The 16,945-nt window shown below is 65.3% G+C and carries 15 protein-coding genes; 2 read left to right on the top strand and 13 right to left on the bottom strand.

Translation table 11 applies throughout. The features are described from left to right. Positions 1–88 precede the first annotated feature (88 nt). Positions 89–2,056: an RNA polymerase sigma factor RpoD gene (gene rpoD / locus ABNX08_RS10640; protein WP_022535202.1), complete on the bottom strand. Its 1,968-nt coding sequence runs from the start codon at positions 2,054–2,056 to the stop codon at positions 89–91. Positions 2,057–2,593: 537 nt separating this feature from the next. Between rpoD and ABNX08_RS10635 the strand changes: the two genes are divergently transcribed. After that, positions 2,594–3,067, top strand: a complete 474-nt coding sequence (locus ABNX08_RS10635) for a group 1 truncated hemoglobin (protein ID WP_041681057.1) — start codon at positions 2,594–2,596, stop codon at positions 3,065–3,067. A 30-nt stretch (positions 3,068–3,097) separates the two neighbouring features. Here ABNX08_RS10635 and ABNX08_RS10630 read toward each other — a convergent pair whose 3' ends face one another. The 10 genes from ABNX08_RS10630 to ABNX08_RS10585 all read right to left on the bottom strand — a co-directional run bounded on the left by ABNX08_RS10630 (position 3,098) and on the right by ABNX08_RS10585 (position 13,777). After that, positions 3,098–3,916: a DUF5995 family protein gene (locus tag ABNX08_RS10630; RefSeq protein ID WP_022535200.1), complete on the bottom strand. Its 819-nt coding sequence runs from the start codon at positions 3,914–3,916 to the stop codon at positions 3,098–3,100. Continuing rightward, complete coding sequence (locus ABNX08_RS10625) at positions 3,913–5,772, bottom strand: vWA domain-containing protein (RefSeq protein ID WP_022535199.1); 1,860 nt, start codon at positions 5,770–5,772, stop codon at positions 3,913–3,915. Before ABNX08_RS10625 ends, ABNX08_RS10630 begins: the two co-directional genes overlap by 4 nt. Before the next feature lie 167 nt (positions 5,773–5,939). Continuing rightward, on the bottom strand, positions 5,940–6,434 hold the full coding sequence (locus ABNX08_RS10620; protein WP_022535198.1) for a hypothetical protein: 495 nt from the start codon (positions 6,432–6,434) through the stop codon (positions 5,940–5,942). Between the two features lie 21 nt (positions 6,435–6,455). Continuing rightward, the gene (locus ABNX08_RS10615; protein WP_022535197.1) at positions 6,456–7,523 is read right to left on the bottom strand and encodes a poly(3-hydroxybutyrate) depolymerase; all 1,068 of its coding nucleotides are present in this window, start codon (positions 7,521–7,523) and stop codon (positions 6,456–6,458) included. A 205-nt stretch (positions 7,524–7,728) separates the two neighbouring features. Then, positions 7,729–8,163 (bottom strand): YciI family protein, encoded by a 435-nt coding sequence (locus ABNX08_RS10610; RefSeq protein ID WP_022535196.1) that lies wholly within the window; start codon positions 8,161–8,163, stop codon positions 7,729–7,731. Between the two features lie 292 nt (positions 8,164–8,455). Continuing rightward, on the bottom strand, positions 8,456–9,352 hold the full coding sequence (puuE, locus tag ABNX08_RS10605) for an allantoinase PuuE (RefSeq protein WP_022535195.1): 897 nt from the start codon (positions 9,350–9,352) through the stop codon (positions 8,456–8,458). Then, positions 9,349–10,230, bottom strand: a complete 882-nt coding sequence (locus ABNX08_RS10600) for a GNAT family N-acetyltransferase (protein ID WP_022535194.1) — start codon at positions 10,228–10,230, stop codon at positions 9,349–9,351. Before ABNX08_RS10600 ends, puuE begins: the two co-directional genes overlap by 4 nt. 235 nt (positions 10,231–10,465) lie before the next feature. Continuing rightward, entirely contained in the window at positions 10,466–11,797 is a 1,332-nt protein-coding gene (locus ABNX08_RS10595; RefSeq protein WP_022535193.1) for a CitMHS family transporter, read from the bottom strand. A 233-nt stretch (positions 11,798–12,030) separates the two neighbouring features. Continuing rightward, a complete protein-coding gene (locus ABNX08_RS10590; protein WP_022535192.1) occupies positions 12,031–13,071 on the bottom strand; it encodes an isocitrate/isopropylmalate dehydrogenase family protein in 1,041 nt (346 codons plus the stop codon). 322 nt (positions 13,072–13,393) lie between these two features. Further along, positions 13,394–13,777 carry a nuclear transport factor 2 family protein gene (locus ABNX08_RS10585; protein ID WP_022535191.1) on the bottom strand — a complete coding sequence of 128 codons (384 nt, stop codon included), beginning with the start codon at positions 13,775–13,777 and terminating at the stop codon, positions 13,394–13,396. Positions 13,778–14,004: 227 nt separating this feature from the next. Between ABNX08_RS10585 and ABNX08_RS10580 the strand changes: the two genes are divergently transcribed. Continuing rightward, positions 14,005–14,955, top strand: coding sequence for a LysR family transcriptional regulator (locus tag ABNX08_RS10580; protein ID WP_041681056.1), 951 nt, complete (start codon positions 14,005–14,007; stop codon positions 14,953–14,955). Positions 14,956–14,971: 16 nt separating this feature from the next. On the opposite strand, the gene garL is transcribed toward ABNX08_RS10580, so the two are convergent. Beyond that, a complete protein-coding gene (gene garL / locus ABNX08_RS10575) occupies positions 14,972–15,766 on the bottom strand; it encodes a 2-dehydro-3-deoxyglucarate aldolase (protein ID WP_022535189.1) in 795 nt (264 codons plus the stop codon). A 54-nt stretch (positions 15,767–15,820) separates the two neighbouring features. Next, complete coding sequence (locus ABNX08_RS10570) at positions 15,821–16,924, bottom strand: malate/lactate/ureidoglycolate dehydrogenase (RefSeq protein WP_349607191.1); 1,104 nt, start codon at positions 16,922–16,924, stop codon at positions 15,821–15,823. Positions 16,925–16,945 lie beyond the last annotated feature (21 nt).

Here is a 16,945-nt window from a genome sequence, read left to right as displayed (position 1 = left end):
AACAAATGTGTCAGCCCGACAACTTGCGACTGGCTGGCACGAGCGCATGCCGAGGGCGGTCGCGCCCGGGGGGCGCGACCAGCAAGAATCAAGCGTCCCGCAGGTAGGTGATCAACTGATCCGCGCGGCTGGGATGCCGCAGCTTTTTCATCGCCTTGCTTTCGATCTGTCGAATCCGCTCCCGTGTGACATCGAACTGCTTGCCGACTTCTTCCAGCGTGTAGTCGGTAGACATATCGATGCCAAAGCGCATCCGCAGCACCTTGGCTTCACGGGGCGTGAGCTCATCGAGCATCTCGCGCACGACGGCACGCAGACCCGCCTGCAATGCGGCGTCGGCGGGGGTGGCCGTGTCCGAGTCGGCAATCATGTCGCCCAGGCTGGTATCGCCGTCCTCGCCAACCGGCGTTTCCATCGAAACCGGCTCTTTCGCAATCTTCATGATCGCGCGGACCTTCTCTTCCGGGATTTCCATGCGCTCGGCAAGCACGGCAGGATCGGCTTCCTTGCCGGTCTGCTGCATGATCTCGCGCGACAGGCGATTGAGCTTGTTGATCTGCTCGATCATATGCACCGGGACGCGGATGGTCCGGGCCTGATCGGCGATCGCCCGCGTGACAGCCTGGCGGACCCACCACGTCGCATAGGTGGAGAATTTCCAGCCGCGGCGATATTCGAACTTGTCCACCGCCTTCATCAGGCCGATGTTGCCTTCCTGGATAAGATCCAGGAACTGCATCCCGCGGTTGGTGTACTTCTTGGCAATCGAGATCACCAGCCGCAGGTTGGCCTGCGTCATCTCATGCTTGGCTTGCCGCATCTGCCGTTCGGCAGCCAGCATCTTGCGGTTGACCGTCTTCAGTTCGGGCAGCGGCAGTGCAGCCCGGGCCTGAATGTCGATCAGCTTTTGCTGATGCGCCTCGAGGTCTGGCAGAGCCCGCGCGACCGCCGCACTGTACGGACGGGATTGCGCGGCAAGATCCTTCCCCCAGTCGAGGTTGGTTTCATTGCCCGGGAAGCGGGCAACGACCTCCTCACGCTCCATTCCGCACCGCTCGACCAGCAGCTGAACCACCTGGCGCTCGACCGTGCGAACCTCGTCGACCATCGCCTGGACGCTGGCGCACAGGCGCTCGATGGTCTTCGCGGTGAAGCGAATCGTGCGCAATTCATCGCGCACCGCATCCCTTGCCGACACGAACGCTGCCGAACTCGTGCCATTTGCGGCTTCCTTGCGCATCAGCTCAAATTGCTCGGTAACGCGCGCAAACCGCTTCAAGCATTCGTCGCGAAGCTGGGCGAGGTCGGCTTCGGCGCTCTGCTGGGTCGACGCTTCGTCGGTGCTGTCTTCAGCGCCATCATCGTCCTCGTCGGAGCTATCGCCGCTGTCGTCCGTATCGTCAGCTCCCGCCGCCGCGGCTGGTTCGGGAATACTCTCGTCGCTCAAGCCATCGACCAGCTCGTCGATGCCGATTTCATTGCTGGCGACCCGGCCCGACAGCTCGAGAATCGTCTCGATGGTGGACGGGCAGGCCGAGATGGCATGGACCATATTGTTCAGGCCGTCTTCGATCCGCTTGGCGAGCTCGACTTCCTGCTTGCGCGTGAGCAGCGTTGCCGAGCTCATTTCGCGCATGTACATACGGACAGGGTCGGTAGTCCGGCCGAACTCGGAGTCCACGGTAGAAAGCGCTACCTCGGCCTCTTCATCGGCTTGTTCGTCGGAGGCCACCACCGCGCCATCGCTCAGGAGCAGCGTCTCGGCATCCGGCGTCTGCTCATAGATCTTCACGCCCATCTCGGCGAACGTGCTGATGATGCTCTCCATCGCAGCCGTGTCCGTGAAGTTCTCCGGCAGATGGTCGCTGATATCCGCGTGAGTCAGATACCCGCGCTGCCTGCCCAGCTGGATCAGGGCGCGCAATTGCTGACTGCGCTCGGTGGCCTCGGTCGAGGGATCAGGCTGCGCCGAGGCCCCTGCGCTAGTGTCGCCAGGGACCTTGACTGCTCCTGCATCGCCTGATTTGGCTGCCGTTCGTTGTGCGCCGCTTGTCATTTACAGCTATTTCCTTCTTGAATCGCGTTTCGACAGCAGTGCGCACGATTGCGTGCGCTATCCGACCTGCTGTCAAGGTCCGTGAGGGGTATCGGTGTGGCGCGGGGCCGAAATCGGGCACCGCAGCCATTTGAATCGGGGCGCGTATTTTACAGCCATTGCTGCCGATGCGCGCTTTCGTCGAGCCGCAATGAGGAATTACAGGTGATTAAAGAGTGGTTTTGTGTGGCCATCGGGCGCGATGTGAAGCCAAGAATGTGCTTTCGCAAGCGTTGTTTTCGGCACTTCGTTGGAGTCACTTCAGGGTACACGGTACCGGCAAGCGGGCCGGGGATGCTCGCAGCAGATCAGCCAGCCATTGATCCTTGCGGCACCGCGGTAACCCCATTGGGTTAGAACTTCCACGGAGGCATGCCCTGCGCTGGCTTGATCGCGCCCTGGTTTGGCACTAAGTTGGATTCACCGCGCGGGGGATCCGCGGTTCCAGACCGTAACGGCAATTCGTCCGCTACCCGAATCGCACGAGAGGAGTCGACCATGCGCATTTCACCTTTTCTGTCCGGTGTCCTGGTGGTGGGCTTGATGGGACTCGGCGGTTGCGCGATGCCGGACACGTCGAAGCGGGCCGCGCCATCGGATGTGTCGAAGCCGGCCATGTCTTCGTTATACGAACGGCTTGGCGGTAGCCCAGCGATTACGGCCGTAGTCGACGACTTCGTTGGGAATGTTGCCGCCGACACGCGTATCAGTCCGAAGTTCGCCAATGCCAATATTCCGCGTCTCAAGACGAGGCTGGTTGAGCAGATTTGCGCTGGCGCAGGGGGGCCATGCACTTACAAGGGGCGTGACATGCGGACCGCCCATGCCGGCATGGGCATCACCAATGGCGAGTTTGATGCGCTGGTGGAAGACCTGGTGAAGTCGCTCAACAAGTTCAAGGTGCCAGCACAGGAGCAAAAGGAGTTGCTCGACATGCTGGGGCCAATGCGGAAGGATATCGTCTCGCGATGATCCTGCTGGGTCTCGGCTGATCGCTACTGGCTAGGTAGTCGGCTGCCCGGCGACCCTGGCTTCGACGGCGGCGCGGGCGCGCGCAATCTCGGTATCCAGCAAATCGATGATGGTGACAATGCCGCGCAATTCGCCCATCCGCACGGCAGCCAGCGCCAGCCCTAGCTGCGGTCCGGGCGCGGCGATGTGGCGCCCGATCTCCGCCACTTGGCGGTCCTGCCGTTCGATCAGCGCGCTTTCGCTGCTGCCGCTTGCGCGCAATGCCTGGGCAAAGTCCCAGGCCGCGGACCGCGTCTGCACCAGCGCCGCGCCGATCAGTCGTTCGTCCAGGCTGCCGGCCAGCCTGTCGACCAGTCGCAGCAGCGGCCAGACGCCGGCGAGCCGGTCCTGGACCTCGTCGACCATCTGCAGCAGCAGGTCATTGACCCCGTCGAAATCCGCCCGCGGCAGCGGGTACTCGTCCAGCGTGCGGGCCGCCGCAATGCCCAGATCCAGGTTGATATGCGCATTGATGCCGAGCAACAGGTGTTGCGATACGGTCGGCCGCCAGCGCCCGGCGGCGTCGAAGGCAATCTGCCATGAGCGGCTGACCGGCGCGCCGCCCAGGTGTCCCGCCAGCGCTTCGAAGTAGCGGTTGGCGAACAGCACCACCAGCCGCTCGGCCGCCTGCGGTTGCTCGAAGGCCCCGGCCGCCAGCGCGCTGCGGGCGCGCAGCGTGACGCCGCGGTAGAGGGCGGCGAAATAGCCGAGCCGGCTGCGGTGCTGCCGCGCCCAGGCGAGGATGGCATCGAAGCGCGCGAGGACTTCCGCGCCGTCCGCCGGAGGCACCGGATCGAGCAGGGCGCTCATTCGCCTACCGTGACTTTGCCAAGGCCGCCATGGTCATCGAGTGCGATCGAGACCGCCAGGTTTTGGTCGCGCGCCTTCTCGAGCAGACGCCGCAGGCGTTCGTCGTGGCGCTGCACCGGAACCTCGCGATCCTCGTCCAGCACGGCGGCGACCAGCCGCCCGCGGGCGTCGAAGCGCAAGGCCTTGACGAAGCCCGTCAGCAAGGGCAGCCCAGTCCCCGGCAGCTTCTCGACCACGATCCCGCCCAGGGTCTCGGCGTCGGGCTGGTAGGTCAGCACCTCGCGCGCGCCGGGGAAGGCATCGCTGGCGACGGTGATCTCGGCGACCGCTTCGATCGGGCTCAGCACCGTGAAGCGACGGACCTCGATGCCCGCGCCGAAGGCGATCTGGGTCGCTGCGGTGAAGGCCGCATCGCTGATCGTGACCATGATCTTGTAGCGCCGGCCCGGCCGGTAGCGGTCGGGCTCGACGGTGAGGCGCGGGTCGCGCGGGCGCCCCACCTGGACCGAAGTGAACTCCAGGCGTGAAACCTTGCGCTTGCCCTCGAGCATTCCCTTCAGCTCGACGCGCAGCGGCGCCACGCCGGGCACCGGGAAGTCCGCCTTGGCGGCAAGGGTGCCATCCTGTTGCGGCTCCATCGGCCACGAGCGGCCCGTGAAGTCGCTCAGCACGGCTTCGAACTTGCCGGCCGCGGTCTTGCCGTTGAACATCGGTGTCGCGGTCACCACGCTGGTGTCCTGCGGATTGAGCTGGAAGGGATCGACCCGCAGCAGGATATCGAACTCCGGGCTGACCGAGCGGGCCATCAGGTTCATGCGCAACGGCCGGAACTGCGGATCTCCGGCAACGCGCACGCGCCACGTGCCGGGCTCGGGGGTAGGGACGTGCAGCGCGGTCATCCATCCCACGCCGATTTCAAAGGCGCCGTTCAGGCCATGGCGGAACAATGTGCCGGAGGGTGAGGTGGTTTCGATCGAGGGCCGTCCGGGATGATGCCAGGTCAGGCCCAGCAGCAGCTCCTGCGAGATGTCATCGACATCGACTTCGAAATGCTCCTCGTTGACGCGCCGGCGCGCCCGTTCGTCGCTGCCTTCGGGCGCCAGTGTCGGCAGGCTGAACTGTTCCCACAGCAGTTTCGATGCCGGCCGCGTCAGCGGACGCAACGGCAGGATGCCGTTGTTGTTGACGACCTTCATCGAGTTGGTCATCAGCGCCGCCGAAGTGTCTGCCGCATACGCCGGCGTGGTGCTGATCGTCTTGGTGGTACTGCCGAAAGGCTCCGCCTCCGCGACCAGGTCGGTCAGCGTCGCGTTGAGCAGATCCGAACCGATACCCTGCGCATTGAGGGCGATGCCGTTGCCGGCCAGCAGCACGGCAAAGTCGATGCCCTGTTCGAATTCATAGCCGCCCTTGGTCAGCCGGTCGTCATGCTCGATCGTCTGGTTGCCGTCGGTGAACAACACGATCTTCTTCTTGTACACGGCGGGAAACAGCGGCGGCGGATTGGCGACCATGAAGTCGGCGACGGTCCGCACGGCATGGAAGATATCCGTCATGCTGCCGACTGCGCCCTGGACCGATGGCTGGTTTTCGATGGCGCTGACCAGGTCCTTCCAGATCGTGGTGTCTCCCACCGGGAAATTCCCTTGCCCGATCAGCCCGTTGGTCTGCGTGGCGAAGTACCAGAACGAAACCGCCCAGGTCTCGCCGGAGGTTGATGTCTTGTTGTTGATCTCATCGATGATGTACTGCACCGATTCCGAGGCTTCGACAATCTTGTCCTTGGACGAGCCGTTGCCGGCGGAGTGAAACATCGAGCCGGAGGCATCGATCAGGATAGCGAGCTGCTTGGCCATGCCAGTGCTCCTGTTCGGACGAATAGCGCTTGCGCGACGGACAGGGGCATGCGATCGAACCCCAGTTAGTTATAGTGCGTCGGGCAGGCTTCGTGCGGCCGGCTGTTGCTTTTCCGTCTATCCCTTGTACTGAAGTAAAGATCGTGCAGATCTCATTTGCCCCCGCCCTACGCCGCGGCCGCGGCGGCCTTCTGGCCGAGCCAGTAGCCGGTGTTGACCTCGACGTTCTCCTGCAGCGTCACGAAATCCACTGCCTGGTCGCTCAGCAGCAGAACGAAGCGGGCCAGCAGGTCGAATTCCTGCTCCATCAGCTTGGACATCGTGTTGGCCCGCCTGATCCGGGCACGCTCCTGCAGCCAGCCGGCCCAGCCCAGCAGGTTCTGCTGTTGCTGCTCGTGCAGGCGCCTGACCACCGCCGCCTGCAGCTGGAAGAGTTCGGTCCAGGTCTGCGGGCTGACGGCGAACGGGCCTAGGCTAGCGGCAGCAACGCCGTTGCCGACGGCGCGCGTGGCCCATCCGCCCAGCAGGGCATGCAGTGTCAGCGCCTGCTGCAAGGCAGCCGGATGGGCTGCCGCCATGGCGTGCTGTACGGCTTTCGCACCCTCCAGCGTCGAAACGTCCAGCTGTAGCGTGGCCGGGAGCATCTGCGTGGTGTCGTTCATGGTCATCCTCCGTGAAAGGGATCAGCCGCCGAGACGGCTCAGCATGCCGTGGATGGCCTTGATCTGGATGGCATTGCGCGAATAGTAGTCGGGCCGCGTGGGATGCGGGTTGGAATAGCCCCACCAGTCCCAGCAGCCGTCCGGGTTCTGCGTCGTGCTGTTGTCGGTGCCCTCGGCCTGCGGATAGAGCACGATGATGTTGTTGCTGTCCGCGATCTCGTTGTAGCCGGTCGTGGTGATATACCGGTTGCCATAAGGCGGCTGGCTGGCGAAGTCGGACTGGCCGAAGGTGAAGTCGATATAGTTGTAGCCCTGCTTGCAGCCGTGCAAGGCGATATGGACGCGCGCCTGGGCGCCTTCTTCCACCGCCTTGGGCACGTAGGCATAGCCGAAGCGGCTCATGCTGGCCCGCGGCTCGTTGCCGAAGAATTCGGTCTGGTCGAAGCGCAGCAGACGCCCGCCCAGGCGCTCCGAGGGCGGGTTCAGGTCGCCGTAGATATGGCGCAGGATGCTGTGGGACTGGATGAACCCGCCGTTATTGATATAGGGCGGCTGATTGGTGCCGAGCGGAGAATCCTCGGCGTTGTCGGTGATGATGGAATGGCCCGCCGGCACGCTGTCGTCGTAGGCGATGTCGCCGGATCCGACGCCGAGCAATTCGTAGAATTCCCGGGTGCGCGCGACCACGGAGGAATACACCACGCTGTCCTTGCTGCCGGTGAAGATATAGACGCGGTGCCCGCCAAGATGGGAAATGGCATCGATCTCGCCGGCCTCGGCGGTCTGGCGCGCCAGCCGCGCCAGGTGCTGCGCATCCGGGGTGGTCTGCGGCACCAGCGGATTCATGCACAGATGCAGGGCGTTCAGTTCGTAGGCGTCCTCCGGCACCGGTGCGGCGGCGCGGAACGACTCGGCGCAGCGGTAGGGGCCGCCGGCGATCACGCCGGCCCCGGCAAAGCTCGACGAATGCGCCAGATGCAGCTGCACCGTCATGAAGGCGCCGGACGACAGGCCGGAGACGGAACTCCTGCCTTTCTCGACCTTGTACGCGCCCAGTTGTACGACTTCGGAATGGATATCGCCCACCATAGTCTCTCTCGCATGTTGACCGTCGGCATTGCCCGGTGATCGAGACGACTATCCGCCCGTTTTATGTGAATTTGATGACGGCCGGCGACGCGGCGATGGGTCCGGCAAGCGCATATCGAGGGCACCCGCTGCCGAAGCGGGTACCGCTCTTCGCGTACTTTCGTGCGATAGGGGAATCCACTGCTGTTGCGGCAGGGAGCTCGCGTCAGCGCGGTTTGTTCGTGCCTTCGACCTCAGCGCGCAGTCGCTCTTCCTGCGCACGCAGTTCGGGCGTGAGTTCAGCGCCGAAGTCCTCGGTTTCGAACAGCGGGCGGATTTCGATTTCGGATTCGCCTTCCATGGGGTTGGGGCAGCGCCTGACCCATTCGACAGCCTCGTCCATTGACTTGACTTGCCATAGCCAGAACCCCGCGACGAGTTCGTTGGTCTGCGGGAACGGCCCGTCGATCACGGTCCGCTGTTCGCCCGAGAAGCGTACGCGTTTTCCCTTCACGCTCGGGTGCAAGCCCTCGCCAGCGAGCATCACGCCGGCCTTGACGAGCTCTTCATTGAAGTTGCCCATGGCCGCGAGCAACTCCGTGCCTGGCATCTTGCCAGCTTCTGAATCGCTCGTAGCCTTCACCATCACCATGACACGCATCGTCTTCCTCCTTGAAGGAATGGTTGGAGCCACACAGCCTCGAAGCCGGGGCAGCCGCGACGGCGGTGAACGCTGGCACCAGGAACAGATCAGGATAGTTGAAATCGACAGCACCTTCAAACGGCCGCGCGTGGCGCGCTCGATGATAGTAGGGCAGGTTAGGGTCCTTCCACATTGCTCCCTGGGCCATTTCCAGGGCACCTTCCGACGTGACACTGTGTAAGGACTGGTGCGCCCCGGCGCAGCGGCCGACGTGCCGCGGCGATCGGCCAACGCGCTTTCCCCCTGGACTCTAGGCAGGGTGCTCCGCAATCCAGTGCCTGGCGATGTCTTCCCGCCGGCAGATCCACACGGCATCATGACCCCGCACGTAGTCAAGAAAACGCGCAAGCGCCGTGGCACGCGCGGGATGGCCGCTGATGCGGGCATGCAGTCCGACGCTCATCATCTTTGGTCTTTGCGCACCCTCGTGCCAGAGCTGGTCGAACGCGTCCCGAAGCGTACGGTAGAAATCCTCCCCTGATGCAAAGCCATCAGGCAGCAGATAGCGTGCGTCGTTGTTGACGAGCGTATACGGAATCACGAGCTGCGGCGGCGATCCGCACAGCCAGTAGGGCAGGTCATCATTGTAGGCATCAGAGCTGTATAGGAAACCGCCTTCTTCATGGATCAGGCGCCGCGTATTGTGGCTGACGCGGCCCGTGTACCACCCCACCGGGCGCCTGCCGCAGATCCGCTCGATTGCCTCGATCGTCAGGCGGATATGGTGACGCTCCTCGTCTTCCGGCACGTCCCGATAGTCAAACCAGCGGTAGCCATGCCCAGCCACTTCGTGTCCCGCGGCGCTGAGCGCTTGCCCGATCTGCGGATTGAGCTCGAGCGCGCGACCCACAGCAAAAGCGGTCAGTGGCAGGCCACGCTCGCCGAACAGGTCCAGCAGGCGCCAGACGCCCGCGCGCGCACCGTACTCATACATGCTCTCGACACTCCAGTCGCGCTCTGCCTCGCGCGACGGCCGGCCGGGCAGTTCGTGCAGGTACGATTCGGAGCGGGCATCGCCGTTGAGAATGCAGGATTCCGCCCCTTCCTCGATGTTCAGCGCAAACTGTAGCGCCACACGCGCGGCATCAGGCCAGTGCGGATGGGGCGGGGAGCTTCCATAGCCGGTCAGGTCGCGTCCTGGCATCATCCGAGCTCGAAGGTCGTGATGCCGAAGATCCGCGCGAGCACGAGGCCCGGCTCCGGCCCAAGATACATGCGCGCGCAGCCGAAGACTTCCGTCATGCCGTGCCGATGCGCAAGCGCCATGGCGGCCGGGTGATTCTCCGGTACATCGAGAAACAGGGGACCACCCGCCGCGAAAGCTGCCAGGCGCGCGTAGAGTACTTCCGCTGCCTCGGCATCATCGGCAAACAACGGTCCTACCTTGCAGCCGTCTCCACAGCGACGCACCACACCATATCCGCTCAGCTTGCCATGGCGCATGAACCCCAGCGCAAGCGCATCGGCCTGCCGGATCCAGCCTCGCAGGAAAGCGGCGCGTGCAGCGGGAAAGCAGGTCCGATCGTATTCAAGCAACTGCTCGAACGCCACCTCACCCAGCGGGACGATGCCTTCATGCTCTGACGGCGGCTCGGGTGGCCGGGCCAGGGTATCCGGGATCTCGGCACGAAAGCGCAGATTGCGATGTGAGAAGACGAAGCCTCCCTTGGCATAGTAATCCTGCATCGCGAATACGCCATCCAGTCCGATGCTTGCGCCGGGCCGCAGGCGGGCAATGAGTCGGTCCCGGCGGGCATGCCACAGCTCGTTGCCTAGCCCCCGACCGCGAAACTCCGGGCGGACGATAAAGAAACCCATGAAGCCGAATTCCCCGTCGTAAGACGTGATGGCCCCGCCGCCAATCAGTTCTCCATCAAGGTCCGCCGCGATAAAAGCATCGGGGTCCGTGGCCCAGAACAGTTCCGCGTCGTGCAGACCGGGATTCCACCCTTCGCTTGCCGCCCAGCCGACCAGTTGGTCCAACTCGGCACGCGTCATTTTCCGAATGACAAGGTCGTCTGACATCGCACTCTCCTTTGGCCCACATGGGGGCCTGCCATGCTCGCCGGCGTCGGGGACGATTGGATCAGCTTGACGTGCCGAACCCTGTTGCGATCAAGAGATCGCGCCGCCCGGTTGGGTGGAAGTCAGCACGCCACTGGTCACCGACAGACTATAGCTGCCCAGACCACCATCGTAGCTCCCCCAGTTGTCCAGGTCGAATGCAGGTTCGGATGGTGTTGTGCATGCAAGGTGTCGCTCAGGCCGCATGCCCGATGACGGGGATCACGCCGAAGGCAACGGTGGCCAGCATCATCACAAACGCCGCCGACAGGGCCCAGAGCAGGGTATAGCGTTGGTGGTCGCCAAACTCGACTTCGGCGAGGCCGACCAGCAAATAGGTCGACGCGACCAACGGGCTCAGCAGGTGAACCTGCTGGCCGATCAGCGAGGCACGTCCGATCTCGGCGGCCCCGATGCCATAGACGGCGGCGGCCTTGGCAAGGATCGGCAGGATGCCGAAGTAGAACGCGTCGTTCGAGATAAAGAACGTGAACGGAATGCTCAGCACACCGGTCACGAGGGCCATGTAGGGACCCATCCAGTCGGGCACGGCGCTGATGACGCTGTTTGCGATCGCGTCGACCATCTTGGTGCCCGACAGGATGCCGACGAAGATGCCGGCGGCAAAGATCAGCGATACGACCGGCACGACGTTGGCCGCATGCGCGCCGATCCGCTCCTTCTGCTCGTGCAGGCTCGGGTAGTTGACCATCAGCGCGATCGCGCAAGCCACGATGAACAGCGCAGGCAGCGGGAATGTGCCGAGGATCAGCAGCGCCATCAGGCCGATGGTCAGCAGGAAGTTGAACCACAGCAGCCTGGGCCGGGCGATCTGGGGATCGCCGACAGCGATCTCCGGCGCGGCATGGTCCGAATGACCGGCATGGCCAGACCCGGCGCTCATCAGCGCGACGGTGCCGAGCCGGTTGCGTTCGCGGCGGCCCAGCAGGAATGCCACGAACAGGCCCCACATGCCGGTGACGACCATCGGCAGGATCATCGGCACGAAGATCGAGCCCACGTCGACGCCCAGTGCGCTGGCCGCACGTGCGGTCGGGCCGCCCCAGGGCAGGATGTTCATCAGCCCGCCCGCCATCATGATCACGCAGGCGAGTACCAGCCGGCTGATGCCCAGCCGCTTGTAGAGCGGGAGCATGGCGGCGCAGGTGATCATGTAGGTCGTCGAGCCGTCGCCGTCGAGCGACACGAGCACGGCTAGCACGAAGGTGCCGACGATGATCTTGACCGGATCGCCGCCCACCACCTTCAGGATCACGCGCACCACCGGATCGAACAGGCCGGCATCGATCATCAGGCCGAAATACAGGATGGCGAACATCAGCATCACGCCGGTCGGCGCCAGCTTCTTGACGCCGTCCAGCATCATCGGCCCCAGTTCCGGCCCGAAGCCGCCGATCGCGCCGAACGCAATGGGAACGAGTATCAGCGCCACCATGGCGGAAAGTCGCTTGGTCATGATCAGTGCCATGAACACGATCACCATCGAGTAGGCGAGCAGGGTCAACATCTTCTTCTGTATCTCTCTTGCCGCTCAGTCCACGTGGGGGCGCTTGCGGGCGGGTGCGTGCGTCGGTCTGGCGCACGGGGTCAGGGGCGTGGTCGGTCCCGCCGGCACGGCAGGGCGTGCCAGCGGTACAGAAAGACCGCGGAGGTGTGGCAGTCTTGCGCGCCTGCCCGTGCGGGCCGCGCCGACAAGACTGCGGCGCCGGGCAGCGGGCGTCGCCTGCTGCCCGGCGGGGGTCAGCTGCCGGAAACGATGCGTTTCGCTACCGCGTCGGCAAACTGCAGCGTGGAGGCCGTGCCGTGGAGGTCGCCGGTCTTGACCTGGTCCTGGCTGAGCGTCAGCTCGATGGCCGAGCGCAGCCGCGCGGCCAGGTCCTGGCGGCCCACGTGGTCGAGCATCAGGCCGGCGGCCAGCATCAGCGAGATCGGGTTCGCAATGCCCTTGCCGGCGATGTCGGGCGCCGAGCCGTGCACCGCCTCGAAGATCGCAGCGTCGTCGCCGATGTTGGCGCCCGGTGCCATGCCAAGCCCGCCCACCAGGCCGGCGATCTGGTCCGACAGGATGTCGCCGAACAGGTTGGTACAGAGCAGCATGTCGAAGCGCCACGGGTTGAGCACCAGCTGCATGGCGCAGGCGTCGACAATGATGTCGTCCATGTCCACGCGGCCGGCGTAGTCCCCGGCGACTTCACGCGCCGCTTCCAGGAAGATGCCAGTGAGCGCCTTCAGGATATTGGCCTTGTGCACCACCGTAATCTTCTTGCGGCCGTTCCTGACGGCGTACTCGAAGGCGAAGCGCGCAATGCGCCGGCAGGCGTCGCGCGTATTGGTGCCCGTGGACACTGCCACCGCATGCGGGTCGTCGCCAACCGGGATGTAGTAGTCATGCGCGACATAGAAGCCGCCGACGTTCTCGCGCACCAGCACCAGGTCGATATTCTCGAAGCGGCCCGGCACCAGCGTGCGGGCGGGGCGCACATTGGCATAGAGGTTGAACGCCTCGCGCAGGCGCACATTGACCGAGCGGAAGCCGCCGCCCACCGGCGTTGTCAGGGGCCCCTTGAGGGCGAGGCCGGTGCGGCGGATGCTGTCCAGCGTGTCTTCCGGCATGGGATCGCCGCTGTATTCGACGCCTGCCATGCCCGCCTGCCGGACATCCCAGGCAAACGGGGCGCCAAGTGCATCCAGCACCCTGACGGTGGCGTCCACCACTTCGGGACCGATACCGTCGCCGGGGATCAGCGTGGCGGGGATCTGTTCGCGTGCACCGTTTTCCATTTGCTTTCCTGTCGTGAAGTGAGCGTTTCGCTGGCCAGCCAATGGGCCGGGGCAGCAAGGCCCTGTTTCTCGTGCTTGGGGAGGCCGCCGGCTTCGGATTCCGACATGCGTCGCCGGGCCGGCTAACCAGGGGCCCGATTCTAGGCGGGGAAGGCTGTCAGCAAACTGTCAAAGTGCCGGCTATGTCATTGGGGTTTACGCTGAGGACGTCGAATAGCACTGTCCGCAACGATGCATCGTCCGCTCCGGCGCGAGGGCTGCGAGCGGAGGAGATCCGCTGATTCGGGCGAGGTGGGCAGGTCTGGGCAGCGGGTGATCGAACTCACAGAAAGCGCGCAGCGGTATCGTAGCAGCCACGCCAGCGGGTAATCTTGCCCTCGCGCACCGTGAAGACGTGGATCCACTCGGTTTCCACCAGCTTCCCTTCCTGGCGTGCCATGGCCCGTTCGAAGCCCAGGACGGTCACGTGTTCGCCAGCCTCGATAAACTCGCGCGGCTCGAAGAGTTGCGTGTCGTCCGCTTGCTGAACCTCGGCGAAGAAACGCGCCACCTCATCCTTGTTATTGCGCTGCCCGGCGTAGGGAATGGCGGGCGGCCCCAACAACTTCCAGTCGACCTTGTCGGCAACAAGATCGAGAATAGCCGCGACATCGCCGCGCCCGAAGGCGTCGTAGGCGGCCTTGACGACGGAAAGTGCGGTGACCATGTCTGCTCCTGCTTCGGCAACGCGGATCCCCCCGGATGTGAATCCAAGTTAGTGCCAAACCAAGTCGTGTTCAAGCCGGCGCACGGTTGCTGCCTCAGCGCACTCACCCGCGCCGCACGGTTAAAATCGGCCTGGCACGACAGCCGGTACGAGGGCGTGCGTCCGCGCGTGCGGACGCCTGACACAATCCGGTCCCTCACCAACACGCTGCCCGGAATGCGCAACCCATGAGCGCGAATGCTCCTGCTCCATTGAATTCTGAAGACCTGGCCTGCTTTGTGTGCGTAGCCAGCACGGGCAGCATCTCCCGCGCCGCGCTCGAGCAGGGCGCCGACCAGTCCACCGTCAGCCGGCAGATCGCCCGGCTGGAGGCCAATCTCGATACCCGGCTGTTCCATCGCACCGGCCGCGGCATGATCCTGACCGAGTCGGGCCAGACCCTGCTCGGCTATGCGCGGCAAGTCTCGGCCACCCTCGCCGAGGCGCGCGAGGCGATCCGGGCGTCGACCGCGCAAGGCCCGGCGCAGCTGATCATCGCGGCGCAGCCGACCATCGCCAATACCGCGTTCGCCAGCATCGGCACCGCCGTCAAGCAGCGCTTTCCCGCGACCCGCGTGCGCTTTGTCGAAGGGCTCGCCAGCCCGCTGCTGGGATGGCTGGCCGCCGGCGAAATCGACGTCGCGCTGATCTACCTGCCGGACCAGCACGGCGCGCTCAAGGTCGACGTGCTGCTGGAGGAAGACCTGACGCTGGTCACGCCGACGTCATGGGGCCATATCGGGCCGAGCTTCCGCTGCGCCAGCCTGGACGAGGTGCCGCTGATCCTGCCGAGCACCGGCCACGGCCTGCGCGTGCTGGCCGAGAACCTAGTTGCGCGCGCGGGCAAGTCGTTGCAGCTGGCGATGGAGTGCGATGCGTCGAATACCGTCTCGATGCGGCTGGTGGAAGACGGCTGCGGCGCCACGCTGCTGCCCTTTGCCGCGGTGGCGGACCGCGTGGCCCAGGGGCGGCTGCGCTGCGCCAGGCTGGTCGAGCCGGTGGTGACGCGGCAGGTGGCGCTGGCCACCGCCCGCAACCGGCCGCCGCTGCCGGAGCTGTGGGACATCATGCAGACCGTGCGCCAGTCGGTCCGCAATACCGTGATGTCGGGGGCGTGGCCGGGCGCGCGGCTGGTCTGAGCGCGCTTTCCGCTCGTCAGTCAGTGAAGCGCTCGCGCAGCGCCTGCGTGGCCTGGCGCAGCAGCACGTGGTCCAGCCCCACGGCGACGAAGCTGGCCCCCATGTCCAGGTAGCGCCGTGCGTCGGCTTCCACGGGCGTCAGCGTGCCGACCGCCTTGCCAGCCCGCCGCGCGGCCGCGAAGATGCGTGCGATCTCGGCCTGCACCTCGGGGTGGTTGGGATTACCCAGGTGGCCGCATGCCGCGGCCAGGTCGTTCGGCCCGATGAAGATGCCATCGACGCCTTCGACCGCGCAGATCTCCTCGGCGGCATCAACGCCCTTGCGGCTCTCGATCTGGACCAGCACGCAGAGGTTGTCATTGATCTGGTCGAAGTAGCCGGGCACGGTGCCATAGCGGTTGCTTCGCTGCGTCATCGAGACGCCGCGCGTGCCCAGCGGCGGATAGCGCGTTGCGGACACCGCCTGGCGCGCCTGTTCGGCGCTCTCCACGAACGGAATCAGGAAGTTATAGAAGCCCAGGTCGAGCAGGCGCTTGAGCAGTATGGGGTCGTTCCAGGGCGGCCTGACCACGGGAGCGCTGGCGCTGTCCTTCAGCGCCATCAGCTGCGGTAGCAGCGTCAGCGGATCGTTGGGGGCATGCTCGGTATCGAGCAGCAGCCAGTCGAAGCCGGCCAGGCCGATGATCTCGGCGGTGACCGGGCTGGCCAGCGAGCACCAGAAGCCGATCTGGCGCTGCTGTGACAGCACGGCGGCGCGGAAGGCATTGGGCAGCGGCGAGTACGGCGGGCGAGGTTGGGAGGCCGTGGGCATGGAGTCTTTTCCTTTTGTCGGGACAGGCAAGGAGAGGATTGATAGTCGGGTGAACTAGGCAGCCAGGCGCGACAGCGGCCCGGGCGAGGTGCCGCGTGCGGATTGCACGCGTGCCGCGGCGTCATCGAGCTGGGCGAGCGTGCCGCTGTCCACCGGGATGGTCTCGGCACGTTCGCGCCGGCGCTGCCGTTCGGGCTCACCGGGCAGGGCGATGCCGTCATGGCCTGCCAGCCGACGCGATGACCGCACCCAGTCGGCGAAGGCCTGGACCTCATCGCCGAAGCTGGTGCTGGTGCCCAGCCGCCCAGGGTCGAACACGATCGCCAGCATGTTGTTCCACACCGCGTGGCGATGGGTCAGCGTCTCGGGGCGGATGGTGTGGCCGCCCGTGACGGCGGCGCCGAGCAGTTCGCACATGACCGCCAGCGCGTAGCCCTTATGGCCGCCGGACTCGCCGCCGAACGCCTGCAGCGCGCCCTGCGCCTCGCCCTCGCCGGGAAACATCACCCCGGGCCTCGTGGTCGGCACGCCATCCGCATCGAGCAGGCAGCCGGCCGGCACGTCGACGCCCTTGTTGTTGGCCACCCGCACCTTGCCCAGCGCGATCGCACTGGTGGCGAAGTCGAGCACCAGCGGCGGCGCGCCGGCCACCGGCACGCCGACCGTGAAGGGGTTGGTGCCGAAGCGCGCCTCACTACCACCGTGCGGGGCGACGATGGGCTTGGACAGCACGTTGACGAAGTGGATCGAGATCATGCCGGCCGCGCACGCCTGTTCGGCCCAATGCCCGACCCGCCCGAGATGGTGCGACTGCCGCAACCCCATCACGCAAACCCCGTGCGCCCTGGCGCGCTCGATGGCCAGCGCCATGGCTTCCTCGGTGACAGCCTGGCCCATGCCGCGGTTAGCGTCGAGGCTGAGCATGCTGCCGGCATCGTGCAGCACGCTGACGTTGCGGTTCAGCTGCAGCTCGTCGGCCTGCCACGACAGCACGTACTTGGGGATCATGCCCACGCCGTGGGAATCGTGGCCACTCAGGTTGGCGCCGACCAGATGGTCGGCCGTGAGGCGCGCTTCCCGGGCGTCCGAACCGGCCGCGAGCCAGAGATCGTTGACCCAGCGGTGCAGCGCTGCGGTAGGGATATGGTGTTCGCTCATGTGTTCAGTGATGGTCTGGCA

It is taken from the genome of Cupriavidus sp. DF5525 (assembly GCF_040149425.2).
GTDB classification, from domain to species: domain Bacteria; phylum Pseudomonadota; class Gammaproteobacteria; order Burkholderiales; family Burkholderiaceae; genus Cupriavidus; species Cupriavidus pickettii_A.
This window is presented reverse-complemented; position numbering and strand designations above follow the sequence as displayed.

Coding starts and splice junctions, on each gene's coding strand:
- ABNX08_RS10570 (WP_349607191.1), bottom strand. CDS start 16,924: ATGAGCGAACACCATATCCCTACCGCAGCGCTGCACCGCTGGGTCAAC.
- rpoD (WP_022535202.1), bottom strand. CDS start 2,056: ATGACAAGCGGCGCACAACGAACGGCAGCCAAATCAGGCGATGCAGGA.
- ABNX08_RS10590 (WP_022535192.1), bottom strand. CDS start 13,071: ATGGAAAACGGTGCACGCGAACAGATCCCCGCCACGCTGATCCCCGGC.
- ABNX08_RS10580 (WP_041681056.1), top strand. CDS start 14,005: ATGAGCGCGAATGCTCCTGCTCCATTGAATTCTGAAGACCTGGCCTGC.
- ABNX08_RS10585 (WP_022535191.1), bottom strand. CDS start 13,777: ATGGTCACCGCACTTTCCGTCGTCAAGGCCGCCTACGACGCCTTCGGG.
- ABNX08_RS10625 (WP_022535199.1), bottom strand. CDS start 5,772: ATGGCCAAGCAGCTCGCTATCCTGATCGATGCCTCCGGCTCGATGTTT.
- puuE (WP_022535195.1), bottom strand. CDS start 9,352: ATGATGCCAGGACGCGACCTGACCGGCTATGGAAGCTCCCCGCCCCAT.
- ABNX08_RS10610 (WP_022535196.1), bottom strand. CDS start 8,163: ATGCGTGTCATGGTGATGGTGAAGGCTACGAGCGATTCAGAAGCTGGC.
- garL (WP_022535189.1), bottom strand. CDS start 15,766: ATGCCCACGGCCTCCCAACCTCGCCCGCCGTACTCGCCGCTGCCCAAT.
- ABNX08_RS10630 (WP_022535200.1), bottom strand. CDS start 3,916: ATGAGCGCCCTGCTCGATCCGGTGCCTCCGGCGGACGGCGCGGAAGTC.
- ABNX08_RS10600 (WP_022535194.1), bottom strand. CDS start 10,230: ATGTCAGACGACCTTGTCATTCGGAAAATGACGCGTGCCGAGTTGGAC.
- ABNX08_RS10615 (WP_022535197.1), bottom strand. CDS start 7,523: ATGGTGGGCGATATCCATTCCGAAGTCGTACAACTGGGCGCGTACAAG.
- ABNX08_RS10635 (WP_041681057.1), top strand. CDS start 2,594: ATGCGCATTTCACCTTTTCTGTCCGGTGTCCTGGTGGTGGGCTTGATG.
- ABNX08_RS10595 (WP_022535193.1), bottom strand. CDS start 11,797: ATGTTGACCCTGCTCGCCTACTCGATGGTGATCGTGTTCATGGCACTG.
- ABNX08_RS10620 (WP_022535198.1), bottom strand. CDS start 6,434: ATGAACGACACCACGCAGATGCTCCCGGCCACGCTACAGCTGGACGTT.